Source organism: Thioalkalivibrio sp. ALJ2 (assembly GCF_000378325.1).
Taxonomy (GTDB): Bacteria; Pseudomonadota; Gammaproteobacteria; order Ectothiorhodospirales; family Ectothiorhodospiraceae; genus Thioalkalivibrio.
Window position 1 is genome coordinate 943,622 of the sequence record NZ_KB899554.1, and the last position, 22,826, is coordinate 966,447.

Genomic DNA, 22,826 nt, shown 5'->3' on the forward strand with positions numbered 1-22,826 from the left:
TAGGGAAACACGTTCGTGTTTCCCTAGCGCCAGTTCAGCACCAGACCCTGGTCGCGCAGGATCTTGAGCGCGGGGTCAACGCAGGTGTCGATGAAGGAGGCGCGGCGTGGGTTCTCGCGGGCGATGCGGCGATAGTCCGGCCCCTCGGGCAGGCCGGCCAGTTCGTAGATGTCGCGGGTGGGGTAGTAGAACGCATGCACGAACTGGCGGAACACGCGGCGCATCAGCGGGCGGTAGGCCCATTTCTGCCAGGACGGGAGCGTATCCAGATAGGATTCCAGCGTGTCGCGGGCATGCGCCATGTGACGCGCCTCGTCGATCATGTGCCGGGTCACGATGTCGTCCACCGTCGGGCTGATCGAGTCCTTGTGCTGGCGGATCAGTCGGTTCATGCGATCCGGGACCTCTTCGCCGATCATCACCGCGATCCAGAAGATCGAGGACTCGAACGGAGAGAAACGACCGACCAGGGTGGCCAGCTTCGGCTTCGGGAACCGGCGTTCCGGCAGGGGCAGCCCGCTGCGGCGCATGAACTCGATGAACATCAGGCTGTGGCCGGCTTCCTCGCGCAGCTCGTGCAGGCGATAATTCAGCCGGTCCAGACGACCGGCCGAGTGCATGGATATGCGCGAGATGCGCTCCATGAAAAGGCCTTCCAGCCACAGCGCGCCACTGATGAAGTACAGGAACTCGTATTGCGACAGGCGCCGTTTGCAGGCATCGTCCAGCGCCGAGTATTCGGGGGTGCCGAAGAGCGAGACAGCCTCCTCCGGGATCCAGAAATCGTCCAGCGACAGCGCGTCCCAGCGCACGTGAGTGAGCGGGTCCTCGTACGGCTGGCTGTTGCGGCTCAATAGATCGAGCAGCTCCTGCGAGGGATTCATCGAAGGCGTACCGAAGGCGCTGGGCGGTTAAACGCCCGAATCATACCGGCATTGTCAGTCCGGACCAACGCCAACCCGTTGCAATCTGCGGTTGCTACCCCAATATGAGTCAAATGAATATGTCCGCCACCCGTTACCGCGTCAGCTTCCTCAACCAGGGCAAGGTCTACGAGATCTATGCCCGCGAGGTCTATCAGGACGAACTCTATGGCTTTGTCACTGTCGAGGATCTGCTGTTTGGCGAGCGCTCGCAGGTGGTAGTCGATCCCTCCGAGGAGCGCCTGCGCACCGAGTTCGAGGGGGTCGAACGCTTCCATGTGCCGATGCATGCGCTGATCCGGATTGACGAGGTCGCGGCCGTCGGCACGCCCCGTATCCGGGACGCCAGCCAGGACAGTGGCAATGTCCACGCCTTCCCGTCGCTCCCCAGCCGCGGCCCGGGCAAGCCCTCGGACGGCTGATGGTGCCCGTGCCGGGTGTCCGCATTGCTAACCGACCGCCGCTGGTTTACCCTTTCGCGCTTCGCGTAGGCCAGTGCCTTCGCGGGACAAACCGGAGAGGTGGCCGAGCGGTCGAAGGCGCACGCCTGGAAAGTGTGTATACGGTAACCCCGTATCGAGGGTTCGAATCCCTCCCTCTCCGCCAGATTCAAGCAAGGGGGCCCGAGTGGCCCCTTTCGCATGTCTGGCCCCGGAGCTATCGGGATTCGAACCCTCGATACATGAGAAAGCCGGGTTCGACGGGTGACGCACAGCGGCACCCGAACGTCGCCGCAGGCGACGACCCGAAGGGCGAGGCACGCAGTGCCGCGTAATCCCTCCCTCTCCGCCAGATTCAAGCAAGGGGGCCCGAGTGGCCCCTTTCGCATGTCTGGCCCCGGAGCTATCGGGATTCGAACCCTCGATACATGAGAAAGCCGGGTTCGACGGGTGACGCGCCGCGGCACCCGAACGTCGCCGCAGGCGACGACCCGGAGGGCGAGGCACGCGGTGCCGAGTAGTCCCTCCCTCTCCGCCAGATTCAGCAAGGGGGGCCGGGTGGCCCCTTTCGCATGTCTGGCCCCGAGGTGCTGTGATGTGATCCTCCCGGACAGGGCCGTATTTGAAGGCGTTCCACGAGGGCGCAGCGGCCATTCTCGTTGGACGTCGTGCGCGGCGCTCGCGTACACTTGCAGGCGTAACCGCACCCGTCACTCAGCCGCCGAACCGTTGTCCGAATGCGGGGTCCAGCCCCGGTAGACGGTGCGGGCGAGGTCGGGTCAAAGATCCCGAATGAATCGCAGTATCGCCGCCGGCAAATGGCCTGGCGGCCTCGACCCAGACCATCCGGAGGTCCCCGTGTCCGCGCCCGCTCTGCTCGTCCTGGAAGATGGCACTGTGTTTCATGGTCAGGCGATTGGCGCCCTGGGCCAGACGGTCGGCGAGGTGGTGTTCAACACCGCGATGACCGGTTATCAGGAGATCCTGACCGATCCCTCCTACCACCGGCAGATGGTCACGCTGACCTATCCGCATATCGGCAACACCGGTACCAACCCGGAGGATGACGAGTCGGCCCGCGCCCATGCCGCCGGTCTGATCATCCGCGACCTGCCGCCGCTGGTGTCGAACTGGCGTTCGCGCGAGTCGCTGCCGGATTACCTGCTGCGTCACGGCATCGTGGCGATCAGCGGGATCGATACCCGCAAGCTGACCCGCATCCTGCGCGAGAAGGGCGCGCTGAACGGCTGCATCCAGGCCGGCGATGTGGACGAGGCTGCGGCCCTGGCGGCCGCGCGCGAGTTCCCCGGCATCAAGGGTATGGACCTGGCGCGCGAGGTCACCACGCGCAGCCGTTATGAATGGCTGGAGGGTACCTGGCAGCTCGGCGAGGAACCGGCGCGGGTTAACCCGGAGCAGGCCGAGTTTCATGTGGTGGCCTACGACTTCGGCATGAAGCAGAACATCCTGCGCAAACTGGCGGACCGTGGCTGTCGCGTGACCGTGGTGCCGGCCGAGACGCCGGTGGACGAGGTCATGGAGCTGAAGCCCGACGGCGTGTTCCTGTCCAACGGCCCGGGTGACCCCGAGCCCTGCACCTACGCGATCGAGGCGATCCGCGACATCTGCGAGCGCAAGCTGCCGCTGTTCGGCATCTGCCTCGGGCATCAGCTGCTGGGCATCGCCAGCGGCGGCAAGAGCGTGAAAATGAAGTTCGGCCATCACGGGGCGAACCACCCGATCCGACACGAGGAAAGTGGGCGGGTGATGATCTCGTCGCAAAACCACGGTTTTGCGATCGACGAGGACAACCTGCCCGATACGCTGACGCCGACCTACCGGTCGCTGTTCGACGGCACGCTGCAGGGGATCGCCCGCACCGACTGCCCGGCCTTCAGCCTGCAGGGGCACCCCGAGGCCAGCCCGGGCCCGCACGACGTGTCCCCGGCGTTCGACGACTTCGTCGAGATGATGCGCGCCGCGCGCAGCTAAAGCACCTCCCGAATTTCCGATTTCGACAGCCTGCGAGAGCCGTCACATGCCCAAGCGTACCGACATCCAGAGCATCCTGATCCTCGGGGCCGGCCCGATCGTGATCGGTCAGGCCTGCGAGTTCGACTACTCCGGCGCCCAGGCCTGCAAGGCCCTGCGCGAAGAGGGTTACCGGGTGATCCTGGTGAACTCCAACCCGGCGACCATCATGACCGATCCGGAGATGGCGGATGCCACCTACATCGAGCCGGTGGAATGGGAGACGGTCGCCAAGATCATCGAGAAGGAGCGCCCGGATGCGGTCCTGCCGACCATGGGCGGTCAGACCGCGCTGAACTGCGCGCTGGACCTGTCGAAGGAAGGCGTGCTCGAGAAGTACGGCGTGGAGATGATCGGCGCCAACGAGGCGGCGATCGACATGGCCGAGGATCGCGACCACTTCAAGGCGGCGATGGCCGATATTGGCCTGGATACCCCGACCGCGATGCTCGCGCATTCATGGGAGGAGGCGCAGGAGGTCCAGCCGAAGATCGGCTTCCCGGTGATCATTCGGCCGTCGTTCACCCTGGGCGGTTCGGGCGGCGGTATCGCCTACAACCGCGAGGAGTTCGAGTACATCGTCAAGAACGGGCTCGATCTCTCGCCGGTGAACCAGGTGTTGCTGGAGGAGTCCGCGCTGGGCTGGAAGGAGTTCGAGATGGAGGTGGTCCGCGACAAGGCGGACAACTGCATCATCATCTGCTCCATCGAGAACCTGGACCCGATGGGTATCCACACCGGGGACTCGATCACCGTGGCCCCGGCGCAGACCCTGACCGACAAGGAATACCAGATCATGCGCGACGCCTCGCTGGCGGTGCTGCGCAAGATCGGTGTGGAGACCGGCGGCTCCAACGTGCAGTTCGCGATCAACCCGGAGAACGGGCGCATGATCGTGATCGAGATGAACCCGCGGGTGTCGCGTTCCTCCGCGCTGGCCTCCAAGGCGACCGGCTTCCCGATCGCCAAGGTCGCGGCCAAGCTGGCGGTGGGCTATACCCTGGACGAGCTGAAGAACGATATCACCGGCGGACTGACCCCGGCCTCGTTCGAGCCGTCCATCGACTACGTGGTCACCAAGATCCCGCGCTTCACCTTCGAGAAGTTCCCGCAGGCCGAGGCGCGTCTGACCACGCAGATGAAGGCGGTGGGCGAGGCGATGGCCATCGGCCGCACCTTCCAGGAGTCGTTCCAGAAGGCGCTGCGCTCGATGGAGACCGACATGGACGGCCTTGACGAGCGGATTGATCTGACGGCCGAAGATGTCGTCGATCAGCTGCGCACGAAGCTCGCCAACCCCAGCCCCGACCAGGTGCTGTACGTGGCCGATGCCTTCCGCGCCGGCTTCTCGATCCAGGACATCTTCGAGCTGACCGCGATCGATCCCTGGTTCCTGGCCCAGATCCAGGAGCTGGTGGATGTCGAGAAGAGTCTCAAGGATCGCATCCTGAGCGACATCAAGGCCGAGGAGATGTACCGCCTGAAGCAGCGCGGCTTCTCCGACCTGCGCCTGGCCAAGCTCCTCAACGAGACCGAAAAGGCCGTGCGCAAGCACCGTCACGGCCTGGGCGTGCGCCCGGTGTACAAGCGGGTGGATACCTGTGCGGCCGAGTTCGCCACCACGACCGCGTACATGTACTCCTCCTATGAAGAGGAGAACGAGGCGGACCCGACCGACAAGCAGAAGATCATGGTCCTGGGCGGCGGGCCGAACCGCATCGGCCAGGGTATCGAGTTCGACTACTGCTGCGTGCATGCCGCACTCGCGATGCGCGAGGACGGGTACGAGACCATCATGGTCAACTGCAACCCGGAGACTGTCTCCACCGACTATGACACCTCGGATCGGCTGTACTTCGAGCCGCTGACCCTGGAGGACGTGCTGGAGGTCGTGGCGACCGAACAGCCGGCCGGCGTGATCGTGCAGTACGGTGGACAGACCCCGCTGAAGCTCGCGCGGGATCTGGAGGCGGCCGGCGTGCCGATCATCGGCACCAGCCCGGACTCGATCGACCTGGCCGAGGACCGCGAGCGCTTCCAGGCCCTGCTGAACAAGCTGGGGCTCAAGCAGCCGCCGAACCGCACCGCGCGCAGCGAGGAAGAGGCGGAGAAGCTGGCCGACGAGATCGGCTATCCGCTGGTGGTACGCCCGTCCTACGTGCTGGGTGGCCGCGCGATGGAGATCGTGCGCGACCGCGAGGACCTGCGCAGCTACATGCAGAACGCGGTGTCCGTCTCCAACGATGCCCCGGTGCTGCTGGACCGCTTCCTGGATGACGCGATCGAGGTGGATGTCGATGCCATCTCGGATGGCGAGAACGTGATCATCGGCGGGATCATGGAACACATCGAGCAGGCCGGCGTGCATTCGGGTGACTCGGCCTGTTCGCTGCCGCCCTTCTCGCTGTCCCTGGAGCTGCAGGACGAGATGGTCGAGCAGGTGCGCAAGATGGCACTGGGGCTCAAGGTCGTCGGCCTGATGAATACCCAGTTCGCGATCAAGGGCGACGATATCTACGTGCTGGAGGTCAACCCGCGCGCCTCGCGCACCGTGCCATATGTCTCCAAGAGCGTCGGCCGGCCGCTGGCCAAGATCGCCGCCCGCTGCATGGCCGGGCAGACCCTGCCCGAGCAGGGCATGGGTGATGCCGTCTACCCCGACTACTATTCGGTGAAAGAATCGGTGTTCCCGTTCGCCAAGTTCCAGGGCGTGGACCCGATCCTGGGGCCGGAGATGAAGTCCACCGGCGAGGTGATGGGGGTCGGTCGCAGCTTCGCCGAGGCCTTCGCCAAGAGCCAGTTGGGGGCGGGCGTGCTGTTGCCGTCCACCGGCAAGGCCTTCGTGTCGGTGCGCGAGATCGACAAGCCGCATGTGGCCGAGGTCGCCCGGCGCCTGGTCGAGCTGGGATTTGAGGTCCTGGCGACCCGCGGTACGGCGAAGGTTCTGGAGGAGGCCGACATCACGGTCACGCGCGTGAACAAGGTGACCGAAGGCCGCCCGCATATTGTCGACATGATCAAGAACGACGAGATCAGCTTCATTATCAATACCGTGGAGGGCAAGCAGTCGACCTCCGATTCCTACACCATTCGGCGCGAGGCGCTGATGCACAAGGTGGGCTATACCACGACCATCGCCGGTGCGCGTGCCACGGTGCAGGCCCTGGATCATCTGGGGGCGAACGATGTGTTCCGGCTGCAGGACCTCCATCAGGAGAATCTCGGAGGGAAGAGCGCATGAACAAGACCCCGTTGACCGTCACCGGCGCTGAGAAGATGAAGGCGGAGCTGAAGAAGCTGAAAGGCGAGGATCGCCCGCGGGTGGTGAATGCGATCGCCGATGCGCGCGAACACGGTGACCTGAAGGAAAACGCCGAATACCACGCTGCACGCGAGCAGCAGAGCTTCATCGAGGGTCGCATCCGCGAGCTGGAGGGCAAGCTCTCCAATGCCCAGATCATCGACGTCACGGCCCTGCCGCAGACGGGCAAGGTCGTGTTCGGTGTGACTGTGGTGCTCGAGGCGACCGAGGACGGGCGCAAGGTGACCTACAAGATCGTTGGCGAGGACGAGGCCGACATCAAACAGAACATGATTTCGGTGTCCTCGCCGATCGCGCGCGCGCTGATCGGCAAGGAAGAGGGCGATGTCGTGACCGTCCAGGCGCCGGGCGGCGAGACGGAGTACGAGATCCTCGAGGTGCGCTACGTCAACTGACGTAGCGGCCTGCGGCTGGGATCAGGCCGGGTCGAGGGTCACCTTGGGCTCGTCCGGATTGCGCCGGAACAGGGTTGCCACGTAGCCGATTCGCTGGACCAGGGCCGCACCCGTGCGTTCGCACAGGTCCTCGACCGTGCCATTGCGGGCCTCGCGGTCGCCGATATTGACCTTGATCTTGACCAGTTCGTGATGTGCCAGTGCCTGTTCCAGCTCCTTGACCACGGCGTCCGTCAGGCCATTGCGGCCGATGGTTACGATGGGCTTGCGCGGGTGGGCGAGGCTGCGCAGGTGGCGGCGTTGCGCGTCGGTCAGATTCACGTGGGATTCGATTCGGTATTGGAACACGGAAATTGTAGCACGCGGATCGCGTGCCTGAGCCAGGAGAACCTCGGTGCCCAAGCGTAGCCGTTCCAGTCAACGCTGGCTGAAGGAGCACTTTGACGACCCGTACGTGCAGCGGGCGCAGCAGGAGGGCTACCGCGGTCGCGCCGTGTACAAGCTGCAGGAGATCGACGAACGTGACCGGCTGCTCAAACCGGGCATGCGCGTGGTCGACCTGGGGGCGGCACCGGGCGGCTGGACGCAGTACGCCGCCCAGAAGATCGGTCGCAAGGGGGTGCTCGTGGCCTCCGACATCCTGCCGATGGACCCCGTGCCCGGTGCCACGATCATTACCGGTGACTTTCGCGAGGATGCGGTCCTGGGGGCGATCCTGGAGGCGCTGGACGGGCAGCGCGCGGACCTTGTGCTTTCCGATATGGCCCCCAACCTAACCGGTACGGATGCCATCGACCAGCCGCGGTCGATCCACTTGTGCGAGCTGGCGCTGGAGTTGGCCTGCGATGTGCTGAACCCTCGGGGTGCGATGCTGGTCAAGTTGTTTCAGGGTGAGGGATCGGACGCCTACCTGGCCGAGGTACGGCGCCGGTTCGAGAAGGTGCAGGTGCGCAAACCGCAAGCCTCGCGCCCACGGTCACGCGAAGTGTACGTATTGGCGCGCGGCCCTCGGGATGTGTAAAGCTCGCGAGAATCCACGTAGGTAAAAGTTTTTCGAGGTGGCGTTTTGAACGGTCTGGCCAAGAATTTGATCATCTGGGCGGTTATCGCAATCGTCCTGATGTCGGTATTCAACAACTTCAGCCCGCAACAGCAGCAGGATGTGCGGAGTATTACCTATTCCGAGTTCATCCGGGATGTGCAGGGCGGTCGGATCGACAGCGTCACCATCGAGGGCGACAAGATCCGTGGCCAGACCATCGAGGGTCAGCGCTTCACCACGGTCAATCCCAATGACACCGGCCTGATCGGTGATCTGCTGCAGAACAATGTGGAGATCAATGCACAGGAGGATGCCGAGCGTTCGCTGCTGATGAGCATCCTGATTTCCTGGTTCCCGATGCTGCTGCTGATTGCCGTGTGGATCTATTTCATGCGCCAGATGCAGGGTGGCGGTGGCGCCGGCCGTGGGGCGATGTCCTTCGGCAAGTCCAAGGCCAAGCTGATGTCCGAGGACCAGGTAAAGGTTACCTTCGGCGACGTGGCCGGCTGTGACGAGGCGAAGGAAGAGGTCTCCGAGCTGGTCGACTTCCTGCGTGACCCGTCCAAGTTCCAGAAGCTCGGTGGCCAGATCCCGCGTGGCGTCCTGATGGTCGGCTCGCCGGGTACCGGGAAGACCCTGCTGGCCAAGGCCATTGCCGGCGAGGCCAAGGTCCCGTTCTTCAGTATCTCCGGTTCAGACTTCGTGGAGATGTTCGTGGGTGTGGGCGCCTCGCGTGTGCGTGACATGTTCTCCGAGGCCAAGAAGCACGCCCCCTGCATCATCTTTATCGACGAGATCGACGCAGTCGGACGCCAGCGTGGCGCCGGCATGGGTGGCGGTCACGACGAGCGCGAGCAGACCCTGAACCAGCTCCTGGTCGAGATGGACGGCTTCGAGGGCACCGAGGGCATCATCGTGATCGCCGCGACCAACCGCCCGGACGTGCTCGACCCGGCGCTGCTGCGCCCGGGCCGCTTTGACCGCCAGGTGGTGGTGCCGCCGCCGGACGTGCGTGGCCGCGAGCAGATCCTCAAGGTCCACATGAAGAAGACGCCGATCGCCGAAGACGTGCGTCCGGACCTCATCGCGCGTGGCACGCCGGGCTTCTCCGGCGCGGACCTGGCGAACCTGGTCAACGAGGCAGCCCTGTTTGCGGCCCGGGCCGGCAAGCGCCTGGTCGACATGAGCGACTTCGAGCGCGCCAAGGACAAGATCATGATGGGCGCCGAGCGCAAGTCCATGGTGATGTCCGAGGACGAAAAGAAACTGACGGCCTACCACGAGGCGGGGCACGCGATCGTCGGGCTCACGGTCCCCGAGCACGACCCGGTCTACAAGGTCAGCATCATTCCGCGTGGACGGGCCCTGGGTGTGACCATGTTCCTGCCCGAGGAGGATCGCTACAGCCACTCCAAGACCCGACTGGAGAGCCAGCTGGCGAGCCTTTTTGGGGGGCGTCTGGCGGAAGAAATCATCTTTGGCGACGACAAGGTGACCACCGGTGCCTCCAACGACATCGAGCGCGCCACACAGATTGCGCGCAACATGGTGACCAAGTGGGGTCTTTCCGAGAAGCTGGGTCCGCTGGACTACGGCGAAGAGGAAGGGCACCCGTTCCTCGGCGGGCAGATGGGGGCGAAGTCCAAGCCGATGTCCGACGAGACCGCGCGCCAGATCGACGCCGAGGTGCGCCGGATCATCGACACGAACTACCAGAATGCGAAGCAGATCCTGCTGGACAACCTCGACAGACTGCACGCGATGGCCAAGGCGCTGATGAAGTACGAGACCATCGATGACAAGCAGATCGAGGACATTATGGCCGGACGCGAGCCCCGAGAACCGGCGGACTGGGACAGCGACAGCGGATCCGGTGGGTCGGCGCAGGCGAGTGACGAGCCCGCTGGCGATTCCGACGACGGCCGCGAGGACGACGACAGCAAGGGTGTCGTCGGCGGGCCTGCCCCGCAGTCCTGATCGAGCGAGGTATCACTCCGGTGGCGAAAGGCCACCATGGGCCGCCAGGGACTCCTTGGCGGCCTTTTCATTTGGCGGGGAGGCAAAGACATGGGCATGGATACGGAAGGCGCGCCTGCGGTCCTGCGCTGCGGAAGGCACCGGCTGGCGCTGGATCGCCCGCGGATCATGGGCATCCTGAATGTCACGCCCGATTCGTTCTCCGATGGCGGCGCACATCAGCGTGTGGAACAGGCCCTGGAGCATGCCCGCACGATGGTGGAGCAGGGCGCTGACCTGATCGATATCGGGGGCGAGTCGACGCGTCCGGGGGCGCAGCCGGTCGCACTGGACGAGGAACGGCGGCGGGTGTTGCCCGTGGTCGAGGCCCTTGCCGCGGAACTGGATGTCCCGCTGTCGGTGGACACGATGAAGCCGGCCCTGATGCCCGAGGCCGTGGCGGCGGGGGCTACGCTGCTGAACGACGTTAACGGGTTTCGCGCCGAGGGGGCCTGGGAGGCTGCCGTGGCCGCCGCCCGCGAGCAGGGCGTCGCCCTGTGCGCGATGCACATGCAGGGGGAGCCGCAGTCCATGCAGCAGGCCCCGCACTACAATGACGTCGCGCGGGAGGTGGGCGCGTTTCTGCGCGATCGGCGCGAGGCGTTCGCGCGCGACGGCGTGCCAGCCGAGCAGTTGCTGCTGGACCCGGGCTTCGGATTCGGCAAGACGCTGGAGCACAACCTGGCACTCTTCCATGCGCTGCCCGCGCTGGCCGAGCTCGGGTCCCCGCTGCTGGTGGGGGTCTCGCGCAAGTCGATGATTGGTGCCCTGCTGGGGGATTGCCCGGTGCAGGAACGTGACGCCGGTTCCGCGATTGCCGCGTTACTGGCGGCGCAGGCCGGCGCGCGTGTCCTGCGTGTGCACGATGTCGCAGGGACACACGATGCGCTGGCGCTATACTCCGCACTGACACCACAGGCGTGGCGGGGCTCCCGTCAGTCGTGATTCGTATTCAGTATTAAGGGAGAAGCAAGCGGCATGGGGCGTTATTTCGGCACCGACGGGATTCGTGGGCGTACAGGCGACTGGCCGATGACGCCCGAATTCGCGCTGCGTCTGGGCTATGCGGTAGGCGAGGTGCTGGGCGCGCGGGCCCAGCGTCAGGGTCCGGTGCTCGTGGGGAAGGACACCCGGGTCTCGGGCTACATGTTCGAGTCTGCCCTGCAGGCCGGGTTGTCGGCTGCGGGCCTGGATGTCGCCCTGCTGGGGCCGATGCCGACCCCCGCAGTGGCCTATCTCACGCGGACCTTCCGTGCGACCGCCGGTGTGGTGATCAGCGCCTCGCACAACCCGTTTCACGATAACGGCTTCAAGTTCTTCACCCCGGAGGGCGACAAGCTCGCGGATGCGGTGGAGGAGGCTATCGAGGCACGGCTAGAAGAGCCGCAGCGCTCGGTGGACGGGGCCCACCTCGGCAAGGCCGTCCGTATCGCCGATGCCGCCGGGCGTTACATCGAGTTCTGCAAGAGCGCGATCCCGGCGCGCTCCGAGCTGCGCGGCCTGCGTGTCGTGGTCGATTGTGCCCACGGCGCGACCTACAACGTCGCCCCGCCGGTATTCGAGGAACTCGGGGCCGAGGTGGAAATCCTGGGTGCCCGCCCGGATGGCTATAACATCAACGCCGGCGTGGGCGCGCTGTACCCGGAGGTCGTGGCCGAGCAGGTGAAGGCCTCCGGGGCTGACCTCGGGATCGCCCTCGATGGTGACGGTGACCGCGTGATCCTGGCCGATGCGAACGGCAACGTGGTCGATGGTGACCAGATCCTGGGGATTCTCGCCATCGATCGTCAGCAGTCGGGCCTGCTCCAGGGCGGCGTGGTCGGTACGCTGATGACCAACCTTGGGCTCGAGAATGCCCTGGGCGAGCACGGGATCCCGTTTATTCGCGCCAAGGTGGGTGATCGCTACGTGCTCGAGGAACTGCGTCAGCGCGCCTGGATGCTGGGCGGAGAGGGATCCGGGCACATCGTCTGCCTGGAGCACACGACCACCGGTGACGGGACCGTTGCGGCCTTGCAGGTCGCCCACCTGATGCATCGCACCGGCTGCTCGCTCGCGGAGCTCGCGGCGAAGATCCCGAAGCTCCCGCAGTGCCTCGTGAACGTCCCGGTCTCGGGCAAGGCCAATGGCTGTCTGGAGGCGCCCGCCGTGCGCTCCGAGGTCGCCGCGGTTGAGGCCGAGTTGGGTGCGCACGGGCGTGTCCTGCTGCGCCCGTCCGGTACCGAGCCCCTGGTGCGCGTGATGGTCGAGGCCGAGGACGAAGTCATTACCCGTCAGGCCGCCGAGCGCATCGCCGACAGCATCCGCGCGGCTGTTTGATCCCGGTCTGCGGGCGTCGTCGGCCGATGGGTGATTCTTCACGGGACAGGCCGCCCGTTTGCCCGGACCTGGGCTCGGTTGATTTGCACCGGGTGCGCCGGTAACATCCCGCCGCTCTAATCATCATGATCGGACTCCGTGTATCCGCGCGGATCCGACCGTTCTCGCAGGAGGAAGATCCGCATGCGCAAGCCGCTGGTCGCCGGTAACTGGAAGATGAACGGTTCGCGCGAAGCGAACCGCGCCCTCCTGTCGGCCCTGAAGGGCAGTCTGGGTGACCTGCAGGGTGTCGACGTCGCGGTGTGTCCGCCCGCCGTCTACCTCGCCGAGATTGCCGAGACCCTGTCGGGTAGCGTGATCGAGGTCGGTGCGCAGGATTGCTCGGACCAGGAAAAGGGCGCGTATACCGGTGAGCTGGCCGGCTCCATGCTGGCTGAGGCGGGCTGCCGTTACGTGATCGTTGGCCACTCCGAGCGGCGCGAGCGCCAGAACGAGACCAGCGAATGGGTGGCGGCCAAGTTCATCGCCGCCCAGGCCGCCGGCCTGACGCCGATCCTGTGTGTTGGCGAGCAGAAGAGTGACCGCGAAGGCGGGCGCACCGAATCCGTGGTGGCCGAGCAGCTGGATGCGGTGCTGGATGCCGCCGGCGTCGAGACCTTCGATCGCGCCGTGATCGCCTACGAGCCCGTCTGGGCAATCGGAACCGGCCTGACCGCCACGCCCGATCAGGCGCAGGAAGTGCACGCCTTTATCCGCAACCGAGTGGCGGGCCGCGACCCGCGTGTCGCTGCGGATCTGCGTATCCTCTACGGCGGCAGCATGAAGGCGGACAACGCCGCGGGCCTGCTGGCGCTGGAAGACATCGACGGCGGGCTGATTGGTGGCGCCTCGCTGGACGCCGATGCCTTTACCGCGATCGCCCGTGCGGCGGCCGAGCGGGTCGCGGCATGATCTACGGGTTGCTCCTGGTCGTTCAGGTCTCGGTCTCGATCGCCCTGATCGCCCTCGTGTTGATGCAGCATGGCAAGGGTGCCGACGCGGGGGCGGCCTTTGGCAGTGGTGCGTCCGCGACCGTGTTCGGTGCGCGCGGGTCGGCCAATTTTCTGAGCCGCTCGACCGCGTTTCTGGCTGTTGTGTTCTTCGTGAACAGCTTGACGCTGGCCTATCTCGCCTCCTCGACGCCTCAGGCCGAAAGCCTGATGGATCAGCTCGAAGCGGAAGAGATGCGCGAGGAGGGTGATATTCCGGAAGGCATTCCCGGTACAGTACCCCGGGATGACGAATCGGATGCCCCGGCCTCCGACCGCCCGGCCGACGTACCTGAATAGGCCGGCGACCGCGGCCTCTTAGACAGGCAGATGTGGTGGAATTGGTAGACACGCTATCTTGAGGGGGTAGTGGCGAAAGCCGTGTGGGTTCGAGTCCCACCATCTGCACCATTTCGAAGGCCCCTGGCGACGTTCGAGAATCGGCGTCAGGAGTCAAAACAAAATAAAAACAGTAACTTATAAAATTACAAATACTTGACACCGTTTTCACGGTTCACCTAGACTCCGTGCCCGGTATGCGCCCTTGCCTCGTCCATCGAGGTGGCCACCAACCGGTGCATTCAACCAGCAACGCTAGAACGGCTCGCGGACGCGCCGGATCCACGCGGCACCCTGCGAACCGACCCGCCCGAGGGCGGTGTACGGGAGAGAGACATGCTGGAAGGTTATCTACCCATCCTGCTGTTCATCGCAGTGGGGATCGTGATCGGCATCGTGCCGCTGGTGGTCGGGATGGCCGTCGGGCCGCGCAAGCCCGACGCCGCGAAGAATTCGCCATACGAGTGCGGCTTTGAGGCCTTCGAGGACTCGCGGCTGAAGTTCGATGTGCGCTTCTACCTGGTCGCGATCCTCTTCATCATCTTCGATCTCGAGATCGCATTTCTCTTCCCGTGGGCGGTATCGCTGGATGCCATTGGCCTGTTCGGGCTTCTTGCGATGGCCGTGTTTTTGCTCATTCTGGTCGTCGGATTCATTTATGAGTGGAAGAAGGGGGCGCTGGAATGGGAATAGAAGGCGTTCTTGAAAAGGGCTTCGTCACCACCTCGGCTGACAAGCTCATCAACTGGGCCCGTACCGGCTCCCTGTGGCCGATGACCTTCGGGCTCGCCTGCTGTGCGGTCGAGATGATGCACGCCGGTGCCGCGCGCTATGACCTCGACCGCTTCGGGATCATCTTCCGGCCCAGCCCGCGCCAGTCCGACGTGATGATCGTCGCCGGCACGCTGGTCAACAAGATGGCGCCGGCGCTGCGCAAGGTGTACGACCAGATGCCCGAGCCGCGCTGGGTGATCTCCATGGGCTCCTGCGCCAATGGCGGCGGCTACTACCACTACTCCTATGCCGTGGTGCGCGGGTGCGACCGCATCGTGCCGGTGGATGTCTACGTGCCGGGCTGTCCGCCCACGGCCGAGGCACTGCTCTACGGCATCATCCAGCTGCAGAACAAGATCCGGCGCACGAACACCATCGCGCGCTGACGCACCCGGGGTTTCAGATGGCTGAACAAGACAACTGGATCGACGCCCTGCGGGCGGAACTGGGCGACGCCCTGGAGACGGTCACCGAGGCCTATGACGAGGTCACGGTCGATATCCGGCCGGAGTCCTGGCGCGAGGCCGCCGAGAAGCTGCGCGACGCGTTCGGCTTCGAGATGCTGATCGACCTGTGTGGAGTGGACTATCTCGAATACGGCCAGGACGAGTGGGGCACGGAGTCCGCGACCAACACGGGTTTCTCCCGCGGGGTCGAGGCGGCCACCTCCGGGCGCTTCACGTTCGACGACGCGCCGGAAGACAGCCTCTGGGACGGGCCACGCTTCACCGTGGCCGTGCAACTGCTGTCGATCCAGCACAATCGTCGCCTGCGTATGCGCGCCTGGCTGGCCGATGACGAATTCCCCGAGATCGAGTCGCTGGTGGAGGTCTGGGCCTCGGCCAACTGGTTCGAGCGCGAGGCCTTCGACCTGTTCGGGATCCTGTTCTCCGGGCACCCGGACCTGCGCCGCATCCTCACGGACTACGGCTTCGTCGGTCATCCGTTCCGCAAGGACTTCCCGCTGGTCGGTCATGTGGAGATGCGCTACGACGCCGAACAGGCGCGCGTGGTGTACCAGCCGGTGACCATCGAGCCGCGTGTGCTGGTGCCCAAGGTGATCCGCGACGACCATCGCTACAGCGAGGGCGAGAAGCCAGGCGAAGGAGCCGAGAATGCCTGAGATTCGCAACTTCACCCTGAACTTCGGGCCGCAGCATCCGTCCGCCCACGGCGTGCTGCGCCTGGTGCTGGAGATGGATGGCGAGGTCGTGCAGCGCGCCGACCCGCATATCGGCCTTCTTCACCGCGGGACCGAGAAGCTCGCCGAGAGCAAGCCGTACAACCAGTCTATCGGCTACATGGACCGCCTCGACTACGTGTCGATGATGGCCAACGAGCACGGCTACGTGCTGGCGATGGAAAAGCTGCTCCAGATCGAGGCCCCGCTGCGGGCACAGTACATCCGGGTAATGTTCGACGAGATTACCCGCATCCTGAATCACCTGATGTGGCTGGGCGCCCACGCGCTGGATATCGGCGCGATGGCGGTGTTCCTGTATGCCTTCCGCGAGCGCGAGGACCTGATGGACTGCTACGAGGCGGTCTCGGGTGCGCGCATGCACGCGACCTATTACCGTCCGGGTGGGGTCGCGCGCGACCTGCCGGGGACCATGCCGCAGTACCAGCCGTCCTCCTGGAAATCCCAGGAAGTGGTGGATGACCTGAACAGGATTCGCCAGGGCTCGCTGCTGGACTTCATCGAGGCGTTTACCGAACGCTTCCCGGGTTGCGTCGACGAGTACGAGACCCTGCTGACCGACAACCGTATCTGGAAACAGCGCACCGTGGGCATCGGCGTGGTCGATCCCGAACGTGCCATGCAGCTGGGCTTTACCGGCCCGATGCTGCGCGGCTCCGGCATCGAGTGGGACCTGCGCAAGAAGCAGCCCTACGAGGTCTATGACCGCCTCGACTTCGATATCCCGGTGGGCGTCAACGGCGACTGCTACGACCGCTACCTGGTGCGGATCGAGGAGATGCGCCAGTCCAACCGCATCATCCGCCAGTGTGTGGACTGGCTGCGCCAGAATCCGGGTCCGGTGCTGCTCGAGGATCACAAGATCACCCCGCCGAAGCGCGAGGAGATGAAGGCCGACATGGAGGCCCTGATCCACCACTTCAAGCTGTTCACCGAGGGGATGTGCCTGCCGGAAGGCGAGGCCTATGCCGCGGTCGAGCATCCGAAGGGCGAGTTCGGCGTGTATCTGGTCTCGGATGGTTCCAACAAGCCCTATCGCCTGAAGGTCCGTCCGCCGGGCTTTGTGCACCTGTCCGCGCTGGACGAGATGGCGCGTGGCCACATGCTGGCCGACGTGGTCGCGATCATCGGGACCCAGGACATCGTATTCGGGGAGATCGACCGCTGATGGCTGCCGAACAGAAAACCGTCGCCTTCCACAAGCCCGCCGGCAAGAAGGTGGAGCTCAGCCACCACGAGCGCGAAGAGATCGACGCATGGGTGGCGCGCTATCCGGACGACCAGAAGCGCTCCGCGGTTCTCGGCGCCCTGCGCGCAGTGCAGCACGAGGACGGCTATCTCTCTACCGCGAAGATGGACGCCGTGGCCGAGTACCTCGGCCTGCCGGCGATCGCGGTGTACGAGGTCGGCTCGTTCTACTCGATGTACGAGCTGGAGCCGGTTGGGAAGCACACCATCATGGTGTGCAACAACATCTCCTGCATGCTGCGCGGCTCGGAACAGATCATCGAGCACCTGGAGAACCGTCTCGGCATCAAGCTCGGCGAGAGCACGCCGGACGGCAAGTTCTACCTGAAGATGGAAGAGGAGTGCCTGGCGGCCTGCTGTGGTGCCCCGATGATGCAGGTGGACCACGTCTACTACGAGAATCTCACCCCCGAGAAGGTGGACGAGATTCTTGACGGTCTGGAGAAGTAGCATGGCCAACCAGATCTGCTTTGCGACCCGCTACCTGGACGATCCTGCCTCGCTCGAGACCTACAAGAGCGTCGGCGGCTACCAGGCGCTGGAGAAGGTCTACAAGGGCAAGATGGCCCCCGAGGACGTGATCGAGGAGGTCAAGGCCTCCAACCTGCGCGGCCGCGGCGGGGCGGGCTTCCCGACCGGGCTCAAGTGGTCGTTCATGCCGCGCAACACCCCGGGGCAGAAGTACATCGTCTGCAACTCGGACGAATCCGAGCCGGGCACCTGCAAGGACCGCGAGATCCTGATGTACAACCCGCATGCCCTGATCGAGGGCATGGCGATCGCCGGCTACGCGATCGGCGCGACCGTGGGCTACAACTACATGCGCGGCGAGTTCATGGACGAGGTGAACACGCGCTTTACGGCGGCCCTGAAAGAGGCCTACGACGCCGGTTATCTCGGTAAGGACATCTTCGGTTCCGGGGTCGATTTCGATCTCCACCCGTCACTGGGCGCCGGCGCCTACATCTGCGGCGAGGAGACGGCTCTGCTTGAGTCGCTGGAAGGCAAGAAGGGCCAGCCGCGCTTCAAGCCGCCGTTCCCGGCCAACTACGGCCTGTACGGCAAGCCGACCACGATCAACAACACCGAGTCACTGGCCTCGATCCCGGCGATCATCCGCAACGGCGGGCAGTGGTTCGCCGATCTGGGGGTGCCCAAGTCCGGTGGCGAGAAGCTGTTCTCCGTCTCCGGACACGTGAACAAGCCCGGGAACTACGAGATCCCTCTGGGCACGCCTTTCAAGGACCTCCTGGAGATGGCCGGTGGCGTGCTCAACGGGCGCAAGCTGAAGGCCGTGATCCCCGGCGGATCGTCGGTTCCGGTGGTCCCGGGCGATGTGATGCTGAAGGCCAACATGGACTTCGACTCGATCGCCCAGGCCGGGTCCATGCTGGGCTCCGGCGCGGTGATCGTGATGGATGAGACCGCCGACATGGTCAAGGCCCTGCAGCGCATCTCGCGCTTCTACTTCTCCGAGTCCTGCGGCCAGTGCACGCCCTGCCGCGAGGGGACCGGCTGGCTCTATCGCATGCTGACCCGCATCGTGGAAGGGCAGGGCCGTCCCGAGGATCTGGAGCGCCTGGACGACGTGGCCAGCAAGATCGAGGGGCATACCATCTGCGCCCTGGGCGATGCCGCGGCGATGCCGGTGCGCAGCTTCATCAAGCACTTCCGCCACGAATTCGAATACTACATCCAGCACGGTCGGAGCCCGGTGGCAGACGCCGCCTGACGCCCCCCGCGCATCCGCAGCAGGAATCGAGCATGAGTCAGGATCAGAAGCAGGATCTGGTCAGCATCGAGATTGACGGCCGCACGATCGAGGCGCCCAAGGGCTCCATGCTGATCGACGTGGCGGACGATGCCGATATCCGCATTCCGCGGTTTTGCTACCACAAGAAGCTGTCGGTGGCGGCGAACTGCCGTATGTGCCTGGTCGAGGTGGAGAAGGCACCCAAGCCGCTGCCCGCCTGCGCGACCCCGGTCATGGACGGGATGAAGGTCTACACCCAGTCTCCACTGGCGCTGCGCGCGCAGAAGGGGACCATGGAGTTCCTGCTGATCAACCATCCACTGGACTGCCCGATCTGCGATCAGGGTGGTGAGTGCGAGCTGCAGGACGTGGCCATGGGCTACGGCGACAGTGTGTCCAAGTACACCGAAGCCAAGCGCGTGGTGAAGGACAAGGATATCGGTCCGCTGATCGAGACCGAGATGACCCGCTGCATCCATTGCACCCGCTGCGTGCGCTTTGGCGAGGAGATCGCCGGCGTGCGCGAACTGGGCGCGACCGGGCGTGGCGAGCATATGCGCATCGGCACCTACGTAGAGAAGACCGTGGCCCACGAGCTGTCGGGCAATGTGATCGACCTGTGCCCGGTTGGCGCGCTGACCGCCAAGCCGTCGCGCTACACCGCGCGTGCCTGGGAGCTGTCGCAGGCCGCGACCATCGCCCCGCACGACGCGGTCGGTTCCAACCTCCACCTGCATACCCACGACGGGCGCGCAATGCGCGTGGTCCCGCGCGACAACGAGGCGGTCAACGAGACCTGGATCTCCGACCGCGACCGTTTCAGCTACACCGGCCTGTACGCCGAGGATCGCCTGACCCGCCCGCGCATGAAGGTGGACGGCCAGTGGCAGGACGTCTCCTGGGAGACCGCGCTGAGTTATGTCGTCGAGGGCCTGAAGGAGACTGCCCCCGACCGCATCGGTGCGCTGCTGTCGCCGTCGCTGTCGGTGGAAGAACACTACCTGGCGCAGAAGGTCCTGCGCGGCATGGGCGTCACCGATATCGATCATCGGCTGGACCAGGTGGATTTCTCCGACGAGGCGGCCGCGCCGCTGTTCCCGTACCTGGGCGCGGCCATTAGCGATCTGGATACGGCCGATGCCGTGCTGCTGGTGGGCTGCAATCCGCGCCGCGAACAGCCGCTGCTCGCCCATCGCCTGCGCAAGGCGGCCTCGCGCGGGGCGCGGGTCAGCCTGATCAATGACATGCTGCTGGATCTGACCTATCCGGTTCAGGCCCAGCTGGTCGGCCACGAGCGCGATCAGGTCATGGCCCTGGCGGGTGTGGCCGGGCAACTGGCCGCCGCCGGCAAGTCGCTGCCCAAGAAGCTGGAAAAGGTCGTCAAGGCCGCCGAGGCCGATGACGCCGATACGCGGGCCGCGTTCGAACACATTGCCAAGTCGCTGCTGGATGCCGAGCAGGGCCATGTCCTGCTGGGCCAGGTCGCGATCCACGGGCCGGCCTTTGCGACCCTGCGCGCCCTGGCCGGCTGGATCGCCAAGCACACCGACGCCCGTCTGGGATACCTGCCGGCCGGCGCCAGTGCCGCGGGTGCCTGGCTGGCCGGCGTGCTGCCGCACCGCGGCCCGGCCGGGGCCGAAGTCGAGGTCGCCGGCCGGAACGCGGCCGAGATGCTGGCCGAGGGTCGGGATGCCTTCGTGGTCGCCGGTATCGAACCCGGGCGTGACGGGGCCGATCCGGTTGCGCTGCGCGCCGCGCTCGAGAAAGCCGGCTTCGTGGTCGCACTGAGCGCCTATGCCAATACGGATCTGGAAGCCGTGGCCGATGTACTGCTCCCGGTTGCCACCAGCTTCGAGAACTCCGGGACCTTCGTGAACGCCGAGGGCCGTTGGCAGAGCTACCGTGCCGCGGCCCGCGCGCAGGAAGACACTCGCCCCGGCTGGAAGGTCTGGCGCGTGCTCGGGAATCTGCTGGAACAGCGCGGCATGGACTATCTCGACTCGCGCGCGGTGCGTGACGAGCTGAAGGGCCTGCTGGCGGATGCCAATTTCGATACTGCGGTCAACATGAACAAGGCGCAGATTTCCATTCCGGAGCCGGCGCAGGGCGACCTGTATCGCGTACAGGCGGCCGGGCTCTACAGCACGGATGCTCTCGTGCGCCGTGCCGAGCCACTGCAGACCAGCCCCGAGGGCCAGCTGGCCGAGTGCGTAATCGTGCATCCCGAATCCGCCGGTGGGCTTGATACCGGCTCGCGCGTGAAACTGCGCCAGGCCGGCGCCGAGACCGAGCTGACACTGATCCTGGACGACGCCGTGCCGGTGGGCCTGGCGGTGACCTTTGCGGGCTCGACGGCCATGGGCCGGTTGGGCGCCCCGAACGCCACGGTCACGCTCGCGCGTGCCTGAGGGAACGTAAGACATGTTCGACTGGATGATGAACCTCTACAGCAGCCTGCCGACGGTGATGCAGATCCTGATCGGCATTCAGCTGATCGTGATCCCGCTGATGCTGGCCGTGGCCTACACGACCTTCGCCGAACGCAAGGTGATCGGCTATGCGCATGTGCGCGTCGGGCCGAACCGGGTCGGGCCGCGCGGCTGGCTGCAGCCGATCGCGGATGCGCTGAAGCTGCTGACCAAGGAGGTCATCCTCCCGACTAATGCCAACCGCTTCCTGTTTCTGAGTGCCCCGGTGTTGACCATCGCCCCGGCGCTGGCCGCCTGGGCGGTAATCCCGTTCTTCGATGGCGGGGCGCTGGCCAACGTCAATGCCGGGCTGCTGTACCTGCTGGCGCTGACCTCGCTCGGCGTATACGGGATCATCATCGCCGGCTGGGCCTCGAACTCGAAGTATGCGCTGCTGGGGTCGCTGCGTTCGGCCGCGCAGCTGGTTTCCTACGAAATCGCGATGGGTTTTGCCCTGGTCGGCGTGCTGATGGCTGCCGGCACGCTGAACGTGGGCGGTATCATCGAGGCGCAGTCGGGCAGCATGTACCACTGGTTCCTGCTGCCGCTGCTGCCGCTGTTCTTTGTGTATTTCATCTCCGGGATTGCCGAGACCAACCGCGCGCCGTTCGACGTGGCCGAGGGCGAATCCGAGATCGTCGCGGGTTTCCACGTCGAGTACTCGGGCATGGCGTTCGCCGTGTTCTTCCTGGCCGAATACGCGAACATGATCCTGATCTCGGCCCTGACCGCGATCCTGTTCCTCGGCGGCTGGCTGTCGCCCTTCCAGGGCATCCTGCCGCAAGCGGCCTTTGACCTGCCGGTCATCGGTGCGCTGCTGGATCATGGCATCCACTGGTTCTTGTTCAAGACGGCGGTGTTCCTGTTCGCCTTCTTGTGGTTCCGTGCCACTTTCCCGCGCTATCGCTATGACCAGATCATGCGTCTTGGTTGGAAGGTGCTGATCCCGGTGACCATCCTCTGGCTGTTTGTCGAGGGCGTGCTGGTCGCGTTCAACGTCGGCCCGTGGTTCGCCTGAGGAGTTCGTGATGAAAGCGTTCCGCCGATACCTGAAGAGTTTTCTGTTCTTTGAACTGCTGCTGGGGTTGCGCCTGACCGGGCGTTACCTGCTGAGCCGCAAGTTCACCGTGCAGTACCCGGACGAGAAGACCCCAATGTCGCCGCGTTTCCGCGGGCTGCATGCGCTGCGCCGCTACCCGAACGGCGAGGAGCGCTGCATTGCCTGCAAACTGTGCGAGGCGGTCTGCCCGGCGCTGGCGATTACGATCGACTCCGAGGAGCGCGCGGACGGCACGCGCCGCACGACGCGCTACGACATCGACCTGTTCAAGTGCATCTTCTGCGGCTTCTGCGAAGAGGCCTGTCCGGTGGATTCCATCGTCGAGACGCACATCTTCGAGTACCACTTCGAGAACCGGGGCGAGCAGATCATGACCAAGGACAAGCTCCTGGCCATTGGTGACCGCTTCGAGAAAGAGATCGCCGAGGCCCGTGCGATCGACGCCCCGTACCGGTAACGCAGGGACC

At 65.2% G+C, this 22,826-nt stretch carries 21 protein-coding genes, 2 tRNA genes and 1 other RNA gene; 22 read left to right on the forward strand and 2 right to left on the reverse strand.

Features of this window, described 5'->3' with window-relative positions; genetic code table 11:
- Nucleotides 1-23 precede the first annotated feature (23 nt).
- On the reverse strand, nucleotides 24-884 hold the full coding sequence (locus tag F468_RS0104435) for a diiron oxygenase (protein WP_018174730.1): 861 nt from the start codon (nucleotides 882-884) through the stop codon (nucleotides 24-26).
- Between the two features lie 119 nt (nucleotides 885-1,003).
- On the opposite strand from F468_RS0104435, the gene F468_RS0104440 reads away from it, so the two are divergent.
- The 6 genes from F468_RS0104440 (at nucleotide 1,004) to greA (ending at nucleotide 7,111) form a co-directional block, all read left to right on the forward strand.
- Nucleotides 1,004-1,345 carry a DUF1820 family protein gene (locus F468_RS0104440; protein ID WP_018138288.1) on the forward strand — a complete coding sequence of 114 codons (342 nt, stop codon included), beginning with the start codon at nucleotides 1,004-1,006 and terminating at the stop codon, nucleotides 1,343-1,345.
- A gap of 93 nt (nucleotides 1,346-1,438) precedes the next feature.
- Nucleotides 1,439-1,529: transfer RNA gene (locus tag F468_RS0104445), tRNA-Ser, on the forward strand.
- Nucleotides 1,530-1,563: 34 nt separating this feature from the next.
- Nucleotides 1,564-1,715, forward strand: a non-coding RNA gene (locus F468_RS14105) — RtT sRNA.
- Between the two features lie 506 nt (nucleotides 1,716-2,221).
- Complete coding sequence (gene carA / locus F468_RS0104450; protein WP_026182198.1) at nucleotides 2,222-3,355, forward strand: glutamine-hydrolyzing carbamoyl-phosphate synthase small subunit; 1,134 nt, start codon at nucleotides 2,222-2,224, stop codon at nucleotides 3,353-3,355.
- A gap of 46 nt (nucleotides 3,356-3,401) precedes the next feature.
- Nucleotides 3,402-6,635, forward strand: coding sequence for a carbamoyl-phosphate synthase large subunit (carB, locus tag F468_RS0104455; RefSeq protein ID WP_018994678.1), 3,234 nt, complete (start codon nucleotides 3,402-3,404; stop codon nucleotides 6,633-6,635).
- Nucleotides 6,632-7,111 (forward strand): transcription elongation factor GreA, encoded by a 480-nt coding sequence (gene greA, locus F468_RS0104460; protein WP_018138285.1) that lies wholly within the window; start codon nucleotides 6,632-6,634, stop codon nucleotides 7,109-7,111. The genes carB and greA overlap by 4 nt, the downstream gene beginning before the upstream one ends.
- A gap of 21 nt (nucleotides 7,112-7,132) precedes the next feature.
- Here the strand turns inward: greA and yhbY are convergent, their stop codons facing one another.
- Nucleotides 7,133-7,432: a ribosome assembly RNA-binding protein YhbY gene (yhbY, locus tag F468_RS0104465; protein ID WP_017925966.1), complete on the reverse strand. Its 300-nt coding sequence runs from the start codon at nucleotides 7,430-7,432 to the stop codon at nucleotides 7,133-7,135.
- Nucleotides 7,433-7,505: 73 nt separating this feature from the next.
- Between yhbY and rlmE the strand changes: the two genes are divergently transcribed.
- From rlmE to nuoI, 16 genes are all read left to right on the forward strand, one after another.
- Complete coding sequence (gene rlmE / locus F468_RS0104470; RefSeq protein WP_018138283.1) at nucleotides 7,506-8,132, forward strand: 23S rRNA (uridine(2552)-2'-O)-methyltransferase RlmE; 627 nt, start codon at nucleotides 7,506-7,508, stop codon at nucleotides 8,130-8,132.
- 45 nt (nucleotides 8,133-8,177) lie between these two features.
- Complete coding sequence (ftsH, locus tag F468_RS0104475; RefSeq protein ID WP_018138282.1) at nucleotides 8,178-10,130, forward strand: ATP-dependent zinc metalloprotease FtsH; 1,953 nt, start codon at nucleotides 8,178-8,180, stop codon at nucleotides 10,128-10,130.
- A 90-nt stretch (nucleotides 10,131-10,220) separates the two neighbouring features.
- A complete protein-coding gene (gene folP, locus F468_RS0104480) occupies nucleotides 10,221-11,114 on the forward strand; it encodes a dihydropteroate synthase (RefSeq protein WP_018138281.1) in 894 nt (297 codons plus the stop codon).
- A 33-nt stretch (nucleotides 11,115-11,147) separates the two neighbouring features.
- Nucleotides 11,148-12,488 carry a phosphoglucosamine mutase gene (glmM, locus tag F468_RS0104485; RefSeq protein WP_018994679.1) on the forward strand — a complete coding sequence of 447 codons (1,341 nt, stop codon included), beginning with the start codon at nucleotides 11,148-11,150 and terminating at the stop codon, nucleotides 12,486-12,488.
- Between the two features lie 183 nt (nucleotides 12,489-12,671).
- Nucleotides 12,672-13,439, forward strand: coding sequence for a triose-phosphate isomerase (tpiA, locus tag F468_RS0104490; protein ID WP_018138279.1), 768 nt, complete (start codon nucleotides 12,672-12,674; stop codon nucleotides 13,437-13,439).
- On the forward strand, nucleotides 13,436-13,816 hold the full coding sequence (secG, locus tag F468_RS0104495; RefSeq protein WP_018138278.1) for a preprotein translocase subunit SecG: 381 nt from the start codon (nucleotides 13,436-13,438) through the stop codon (nucleotides 13,814-13,816). The genes tpiA and secG overlap by 4 nt, the downstream gene beginning before the upstream one ends.
- A 26-nt stretch (nucleotides 13,817-13,842) precedes the next feature.
- A tRNA-Leu gene (locus tag F468_RS0104500) sits at nucleotides 13,843-13,927 on the forward strand.
- Nucleotides 13,928-14,191: 264 nt separating this feature from the next.
- Nucleotides 14,192-14,548 carry an NADH-quinone oxidoreductase subunit A gene (locus F468_RS0104505; RefSeq protein WP_012982121.1) on the forward strand — a complete coding sequence of 119 codons (357 nt, stop codon included), beginning with the start codon at nucleotides 14,192-14,194 and terminating at the stop codon, nucleotides 14,546-14,548.
- Nucleotides 14,539-15,015 carry an NADH-quinone oxidoreductase subunit B family protein gene (locus tag F468_RS0104510; protein ID WP_012982122.1) on the forward strand — a complete coding sequence of 159 codons (477 nt, stop codon included), beginning with the start codon at nucleotides 14,539-14,541 and terminating at the stop codon, nucleotides 15,013-15,015. Before F468_RS0104505 ends, F468_RS0104510 begins: the two co-directional genes overlap by 10 nt.
- Before the next feature lie 17 nt (nucleotides 15,016-15,032).
- Nucleotides 15,033-15,752 carry an NADH-quinone oxidoreductase subunit C gene (locus F468_RS0104515; protein ID WP_018138277.1) on the forward strand — a complete coding sequence of 240 codons (720 nt, stop codon included), beginning with the start codon at nucleotides 15,033-15,035 and terminating at the stop codon, nucleotides 15,750-15,752.
- Nucleotides 15,745-16,998, forward strand: coding sequence for an NADH-quinone oxidoreductase subunit D (locus F468_RS0104520; RefSeq protein WP_018649008.1), 1,254 nt, complete (start codon nucleotides 15,745-15,747; stop codon nucleotides 16,996-16,998). Before F468_RS0104515 ends, F468_RS0104520 begins: the two co-directional genes overlap by 8 nt.
- On the forward strand, nucleotides 16,998-17,528 hold the full coding sequence (nuoE, locus tag F468_RS0104525) for an NAD(P)H-dependent oxidoreductase subunit E (protein ID WP_018138275.1): 531 nt from the start codon (nucleotides 16,998-17,000) through the stop codon (nucleotides 17,526-17,528). Before F468_RS0104520 ends, nuoE begins: the two co-directional genes overlap by 1 nt.
- Before the next feature lies 1 nt (nucleotide 17,529).
- Nucleotides 17,530-18,810: an NADH-quinone oxidoreductase subunit NuoF gene (nuoF, locus tag F468_RS0104530; RefSeq protein ID WP_018138274.1), complete on the forward strand. Its 1,281-nt coding sequence runs from the start codon at nucleotides 17,530-17,532 to the stop codon at nucleotides 18,808-18,810.
- Nucleotides 18,811-18,842: 32 nt separating this feature from the next.
- Nucleotides 18,843-21,239 carry an NADH-quinone oxidoreductase subunit NuoG gene (nuoG, locus tag F468_RS0104535; protein ID WP_018138273.1) on the forward strand — a complete coding sequence of 799 codons (2,397 nt, stop codon included), beginning with the start codon at nucleotides 18,843-18,845 and terminating at the stop codon, nucleotides 21,237-21,239.
- A 13-nt stretch (nucleotides 21,240-21,252) separates the two neighbouring features.
- Nucleotides 21,253-22,317 carry an NADH-quinone oxidoreductase subunit NuoH gene (nuoH, locus tag F468_RS0104540; RefSeq protein WP_018138272.1) on the forward strand — a complete coding sequence of 355 codons (1,065 nt, stop codon included), beginning with the start codon at nucleotides 21,253-21,255 and terminating at the stop codon, nucleotides 22,315-22,317.
- Between the two features lie 10 nt (nucleotides 22,318-22,327).
- Nucleotides 22,328-22,816, forward strand: coding sequence for an NADH-quinone oxidoreductase subunit NuoI (nuoI, locus tag F468_RS0104545; RefSeq protein WP_018138271.1), 489 nt, complete (start codon nucleotides 22,328-22,330; stop codon nucleotides 22,814-22,816).
- Nucleotides 22,817-22,826 lie beyond the last annotated feature (10 nt).